The sequence below is a fragment of the Maritalea sp. genome, assembly GCF_051251695.1.
Lineage (GTDB): Bacteria > Pseudomonadota > Alphaproteobacteria > Rhizobiales > Devosiaceae > Maritalea.
Genome location: NZ_JBPOEU010000064.1, coordinates 1 through 5,049 on the forward strand (window position 1 = coordinate 1; position 5,049 = coordinate 5,049).

Below are 5,049 nucleotides of genomic sequence, written 5' to 3' on the forward strand. Positions count from 1 at the left end.
ATCTGGCACGTGGTGATCGGCGCGGTCACGTCGCGGTTGATTACAAAGGCGAAGTCTATCCGATTTCGCGATGGACGACGTTATTCTTTGTCCCAAACTTCTCTAGGAACATCTCATAGGCAGCTTTGTTATGACTCAGTTCCGAGGGATTGCTAGACCGACTAAGAATATGTTGAATTTCATCGTTCGATGCCCCACTAATCTTAGCGCGCACAGCAGCCGTTAAACTTCCATAATAATCATACCCATGCGAAGCTTGCATCCGACGGCCAATCTCGCCGACTAGTTTGGAGTGGGACATCGAATAATATCGAATGAAGGTATTTAGGCTTAGAGTTAGCAATGCGCTGGATTCTGTCATGATTTTCGCCCTAAGGTTGCTTAATGCAAGAATGTCATACTTACTAAAATATGCAACCACGACGAATGAGTAGGTCCTCGGAGACAAGACCGCTGCGTTCCTCTATGCCATTGATCAATATCTTAGATGTGATACCTGCGGCGCAGCGTTGTGCGATACTCCAAGGTCCAGATTGAGCCGTTCGTAATACTTGACATAAGAGGCAGAGGGCGGTCATTCACTTCGCTTATCATATAGGCCTGTTGCTGTAGGTATGTTCCAATGCTTAGGACTCTTCCTGAAAGTTCCATAATTTGGGATGGAGGCAGTTCTCATGATAAATAGAAAACTTTAGATTCATCGTGGGTTCAGAGAGCTCAAATATGCCGAGGGATTGGCGATGCGCCTCTGTATGCCCAACATCTGCACCCTAAATGGGAGTTTCAGGCCGCGATGTGCCTTTTTAGAATCAGGACTTAAATTAGCGTGCTGGAATGCCAATAATGCGTCACCCCTAAGTCACCCCTTTATTATACAAAAAGGCACAGGGGACTGCATTTGAGCTGCATTTGACGAGGAATTTAATATTTCTGAGAATATTTGCATCGAGGCGTAAATGGCTAAGCTATTGCAATATAGCAATAAAAATGGTGCACCGGACGGGAACAACCTAGAACCTTTTTCCGCACCGGAACTGCTTGAAGAATTAGAGAACTGGACGGAAGTTCTCAAGGCTGAGCCGGAAGTTATCCACAGGTTATCGGCGTTTGCCGATGCCGCCGCGACTGATGCGGAAGGCACTGAACCATCACCTCCCACTGCAGATTTGCCGGGGCTAGAGCCATGAGGTCGGGTATCGGGAAGATGGCTGGACGCACGGCGGACGGGTTCAATGAGGCTGCTGTAGCGAAAGGGAGCAAGCGGCGGAATCGGTCTCCGCTAACGTTGCGGTTGACGGCAGAGGAACGGCAACGGCTGGAAGAACTGGCAGCAGGCATGACGCTCAGCGCCTATGTGCGGGCCTGCGTGTTTTCCGAAGAAACGAAGCGGCGCAAAAAGCGATCTGGGTCAACGGTTGAAGACAAAAAGGCGGCGGCTGAGGCGCTGGCTTTGTTGGGGCAGTCGCGGATTGCCAGCAATCTCAATCAACTGGCCTATCACGCCAATATCGGCGCTCTGATCGTTGGCCCGCAGGAAAAGGCGGATATCGCGGAGGCGAATGACCATCTTGCTGCCATCCGTGCGCTGTTGATGCAGGCCTTGGGCACGTCGCGGAGATCTTAACGGTGATCTTAAAAGGCAATGAACGTGGATATGGGGCAGAGCTCGCGCGGCATTTGGTGAACGCGCGGGACAATGACCATGTGAGCCTTCACAGCCTTGAAGGGTTCATTGCGGATGATCTATTCGGGGCCTTTGCGGAGGCCGAGGCGATTAGCCAAGCCACGCAGTGCCAGAAATTCCTGTTTTCCCTATCGCTCAACCCGCCACCGGATGCAAAGGTTACGGTCGAACAATTTGAAGACGCCGTGCCAAGCTCGAATGTCGTGGTTGGGCTGGGACCGGTCTTCCCCTGATCAAGGCAGATGGCCTTCCAGTCCGCGTTGCAAACGTCAGCGTAGTCTCCCGCGAACGACCGTTGTGGGATAGGCCAGTCGAAAAGCAAAGTTTGTGTCGCAAAAGGTCAATGTGATGCGTCGGTAAAATGGAGTTGGTTAGGTTTCAGAGGCTTAGATGCTTGATGTAGGCAGAGCTACTTGTCGCTTCACAGTCCAACCGGATCATTGCCCCAGTTTTCACGTTGATGACGGACACGCAAAATGCGCACGGCACCGGCATCTGTGACCAAATAGACAATCATATGCGATTGAACGGGGTGGATGCGAACCGGTGGGTCGATTTCAAATCTCAAGCGCGCAACCTTGGGGGTGTCCGCAATCAAGAGGATCGCCTGATCCAACCGGTCCTGATAGCGTTCCGCCTGTACGGTCCCGAAGGTCCGCACGCCCTGCACATAGATATCAATCAGGTCGCCTTGCGCGGCCTTTGTAAGCGTAAACCTCATACATCTCCGCGATGTGCCACGCTATCGCGGGCCATTTGTCGGATTTCTGCCAGAGATTTGTCGCTGTCACCACTTGCGAGCGCCTCGCTCACCAATTGTTGCATGGAGGCAATTTTGGACGCGCGGTCCTGATCGTGGCGGATAAGATCGCGCATATATTCGCTGGCATTGTCATAGCGCCCCGACTGCGTTTGCTGTTCCACCCATTCCCGCATCATGTCGGGCAGGGAAATGTTCATGCTGGCCATAAGATGCCTCCTTCTCACAAGAAGTATGACATAGAATGGCAATATTTGTCAAAATCGCCTGTGCCGCTTGGCCGTCAGATACATGCAGCCCCATGCGTTATTTGCGCGAAAGCCACAACCTATGGTAAGATATTGGCAGATATAGACTTTATGGAGATTCATGGAAGACGAGCTGACATCATTGGAACATGCAAAAAACGCAGACGCGCGTCTGCGCGTGGATCGCGACGATTACAATGATGCGATTGCGGGTCGAGACTCTGGCCGCATGACACGGTTCGGTGGAAAATCACGTGCCAGACGTGAGATCGAGAAAAAGAAAGCTGAGAAAGCGTTCCGCGATGCCTTGGATTTGCTGCTGCAAGACCCCGAGTATCGCGCGCTTTATGAGACTCTTGGGGAAAGCCTTGCGACTGCAGAAATCGAGGCTGATACGGTCATCGCGAATTTGGAAGCTGCATTGCAAGACCTAGACGCCCAGATCGCCGACATGGAGGCGCGCGCAGCCAAAGGGCCGGATGGTCGACCGGTGTTCAAAACCGGTGATGGTCAAACCGTGTATGCAGATGGCACGGTGCTGCGCCCCGAAATTGCCGAAGGCATTATCTGGCCACCAAATGCGCCAAGCGGGAGCAACTATTTTGATGCAAAGGACCGCAGGGCCGATGGGGCTGCTTTACTTGCCGACTGGCAGGGTTACCGGCACGATACGCTTGGCGGCATTCGTGATCGCTATGATGATCGCGAAAACCCTATGAGCAAAGATGCCATGCGAGATGCGCTTGATAGTGTCGAGAACATGCGCCCAGCCCAAGCTTCCGTAACGCCGAATGAGCTAGAGGTGTCGATCAGTGCCCCTGCACCCAACAATTTCCCATCGTTTGGAAGCTGATTGTCATTTGAACGCGCCACATGTGTTCTCGAGAACAATCACCAAAACAGAACTTGGGTGATATTCCGAAAATTCCTCGACGCGCGTAAGTACTTTCGAAAACCCATCCTGTGAGAGCCCTTTAGAGCCGAAAAATTCATCCGTAATACACTGTGATAGCTGCGGCTTGATACGCGCGGCTATTGATGAGGCCATGACGATTTGCGTTTCAATGTAGTTGCGTTGGTTGCTGTCCGACCATTCCAAAAACTCCTGCCCCGTAAATCCTTCCGCCCAAGAAACCTGTGGACAGATTGCGAGCGTTGCCACCATCGCGGTTGCTGCAAGCACCCTACCTATGCTGTTCATATTCCATGGTTTTTGTGCATGCTTCCGCTTTACCGAAAGGTCGGAACGGGATAAAGAGAAAGGGTGGAATTTCAACACAAGCGATGGCGCAGAGTGCGCGCGCGCGTGGCAAAATTTCCTTGGTCGGAAAGGATCCTTTTTGCCCAGATGCGGCGCAAAGCGGTCCGCCGCGCCAAGTCGGCTATATCCGCGTGTCCACCGCTGCACAGATCACCGACCGGCAAGTGGCGCAACTTGATGCGGTCTGCTCTGAGCTGCATATCGAATATGTTTCGGGTGCTGCGACCAAACGCCCTGTATTTGACGCGTTGCGGGCGGGGCTGCGGCGTGGCGATACGCTGGTGGTCAGCGATCTGGATCGGGCGTTTCGCTCTGCCGTCGATGCAATCCTGACCGCAGAGGATCTGCGCAGTCGCGGCGTGCATTTCCGTATTCAGCGCATGCATTTGGACACCGACAGCTTGGAAGGTGAGCTGTTCTTCAATATCCTAGCGGCCTTCGCGCAATTTGAACGCCGCATTATCAGCCGTCGCACCCGCGAAGGTCTGGCCGCCGCGCGCCGTCGCGGAGTGCGGCTGGGGCGGCCCGCATTGTTGCCCGCTGAGACCGTGCACGAGGCGCATGCGTGGATAATCACCGACCGCGCCAGCATGCTCGACGCCCTTACCGACGCTGGCTTCGACATCCCGCGCTCGGGCAAAGCCTAGCCCTCGCCTTGATGATGATGGAAGCGAAATCTTTCTAGAAGTGAAGACGACCACAAGCGGGAGAGCTACACCGTTTTTTGTATCATCCAACGAAGTCTCTGTGTCCGAAGAAAAGGGCACAGCGTATCGTCTAGTACGTGTATTTGGCTTTCCAGCCCAACCCCGATTCTTCACGCTATCGGGCAGCTTGTCAGACTCGGTGCAACTTGAAGCAACTTCTTATCGTGCGCGAGTTTGAAATCGCGATAAAACCGCTCTCATTCAGGCGTTTCAAGGGACATGACAATTTCAAGTTGGCACCCATATGACACCCAGCAATATCAGACGACATAATGTCTGCAATAAATCACAGCCCATCGCTTTGTTTTCATTAGAGTTAAATGGTGCCCAGGGGCGGAATCGAACCACCGACACGAGGATTTTCAATCCACTGCTCTACCCCTGAGCTA

9 protein-coding genes and 1 tRNA gene are annotated in these 5,049 nt (G+C 53.0%); 6 read left to right on the forward strand and 4 right to left on the reverse strand.

The window, feature by feature from the left end:
• The first annotated feature begins 956 nt into the window (after positions 1-956).
• Genes ACSHWX_RS17770 through ACSHWX_RS17780 form a run of 3 tightly spaced genes read left to right on the forward strand, consistent with a single transcriptional unit; the run spans position 957 to position 1,917 of the window.
• Positions 957-1,187: a hypothetical protein gene (locus tag ACSHWX_RS17770; RefSeq protein ID WP_435669549.1), complete on the forward strand. Its 231-nt coding sequence runs from the start codon at positions 957-959 to the stop codon at positions 1,185-1,187.
• A gap of 17 nt (positions 1,188-1,204) precedes the next feature.
• Positions 1,205-1,624 carry a plasmid mobilization protein gene (locus ACSHWX_RS17775; protein ID WP_435669550.1) on the forward strand — a complete coding sequence of 140 codons (420 nt, stop codon included), beginning with the start codon at positions 1,205-1,207 and terminating at the stop codon, positions 1,622-1,624.
• Between the two features lie 2 nt (positions 1,625-1,626).
• Positions 1,627-1,917 (forward strand): hypothetical protein, encoded by a 291-nt coding sequence (locus ACSHWX_RS17780; protein ID WP_435669551.1) that lies wholly within the window; start codon positions 1,627-1,629, stop codon positions 1,915-1,917.
• Positions 1,918-2,105: 188 nt separating this feature from the next.
• On the opposite strand, the gene ACSHWX_RS17785 is transcribed toward ACSHWX_RS17780, so the two are convergent.
• Both ACSHWX_RS17785 and ACSHWX_RS17790 read right to left on the reverse strand, forming a co-directional pair.
• Positions 2,106-2,405: a type II toxin-antitoxin system RelE/ParE family toxin gene (locus tag ACSHWX_RS17785; RefSeq protein WP_435669552.1), complete on the reverse strand. Its 300-nt coding sequence runs from the start codon at positions 2,403-2,405 to the stop codon at positions 2,106-2,108.
• Complete coding sequence (locus tag ACSHWX_RS17790; RefSeq protein ID WP_435669553.1) at positions 2,402-2,653, reverse strand: type II toxin-antitoxin system ParD family antitoxin; 252 nt, start codon at positions 2,651-2,653, stop codon at positions 2,402-2,404. The genes ACSHWX_RS17785 and ACSHWX_RS17790 overlap by 4 nt, the downstream gene beginning before the upstream one ends.
• A 160-nt stretch (positions 2,654-2,813) precedes the next feature.
• Between ACSHWX_RS17790 and ACSHWX_RS17795 the strand changes: the two genes are divergently transcribed.
• Complete coding sequence (locus tag ACSHWX_RS17795; RefSeq protein ID WP_435669554.1) at positions 2,814-3,545, forward strand: hypothetical protein; 732 nt, start codon at positions 2,814-2,816, stop codon at positions 3,543-3,545.
• Between the two features lie 3 nt (positions 3,546-3,548).
• On the opposite strand, the gene ACSHWX_RS17800 is transcribed toward ACSHWX_RS17795, so the two are convergent.
• Positions 3,549-3,893: a hypothetical protein gene (locus ACSHWX_RS17800; RefSeq protein WP_435669555.1), complete on the reverse strand. Its 345-nt coding sequence runs from the start codon at positions 3,891-3,893 to the stop codon at positions 3,549-3,551.
• Positions 3,894-3,976: 83 nt separating this feature from the next.
• Between ACSHWX_RS17800 and ACSHWX_RS17805 the strand changes: the two genes are divergently transcribed.
• Both ACSHWX_RS17805 and ACSHWX_RS17810 read left to right on the forward strand, forming a co-directional pair.
• Positions 3,977-4,600, forward strand: coding sequence for a recombinase family protein (locus ACSHWX_RS17805; protein ID WP_435669556.1), 624 nt, complete (start codon positions 3,977-3,979; stop codon positions 4,598-4,600).
• The gene (locus tag ACSHWX_RS17810) at positions 4,566-4,838 is read left to right on the forward strand and encodes a DUF3883 domain-containing protein (protein WP_435669557.1); all 273 of its coding nucleotides are present in this window, start codon (positions 4,566-4,568) and stop codon (positions 4,836-4,838) included. The genes ACSHWX_RS17805 and ACSHWX_RS17810 overlap by 35 nt, the downstream gene beginning before the upstream one ends.
• 143 nt (positions 4,839-4,981) lie before the next feature.
• On the opposite strand, the gene ACSHWX_RS17815 is transcribed toward ACSHWX_RS17810, so the two are convergent.
• Positions 4,982-5,048: transfer RNA gene (locus ACSHWX_RS17815), tRNA-Phe, on the reverse strand.
• Position 5,049: the final 1 nt, after the last annotated feature.

Coding starts and splice junctions, on each gene's coding strand:
- ACSHWX_RS17795 (WP_435669554.1), top strand. CDS start 2,814: ATGGAAGACGAGCTGACATCATTGGAACATGCAAAAAACGCAGACGCG.
- ACSHWX_RS17785 (WP_435669552.1), bottom strand. CDS start 2,405: ATGAGGTTTACGCTTACAAAGGCCGCGCAAGGCGACCTGATTGATATC.
- ACSHWX_RS17770 (WP_435669549.1), top strand. CDS start 957: ATGGCTAAGCTATTGCAATATAGCAATAAAAATGGTGCACCGGACGGG.
- ACSHWX_RS17805 (WP_435669556.1), top strand. CDS start 3,977: ATGGCGCAGAGTGCGCGCGCGCGTGGCAAAATTTCCTTGGTCGGAAAG.
- ACSHWX_RS17790 (WP_435669553.1), bottom strand. CDS start 2,653: ATGGCCAGCATGAACATTTCCCTGCCCGACATGATGCGGGAATGGGTG.
- ACSHWX_RS17800 (WP_435669555.1), bottom strand. CDS start 3,893: ATGAACAGCATAGGTAGGGTGCTTGCAGCAACCGCGATGGTGGCAACG.
- ACSHWX_RS17775 (WP_435669550.1), top strand. CDS start 1,205: ATGGCTGGACGCACGGCGGACGGGTTCAATGAGGCTGCTGTAGCGAAA.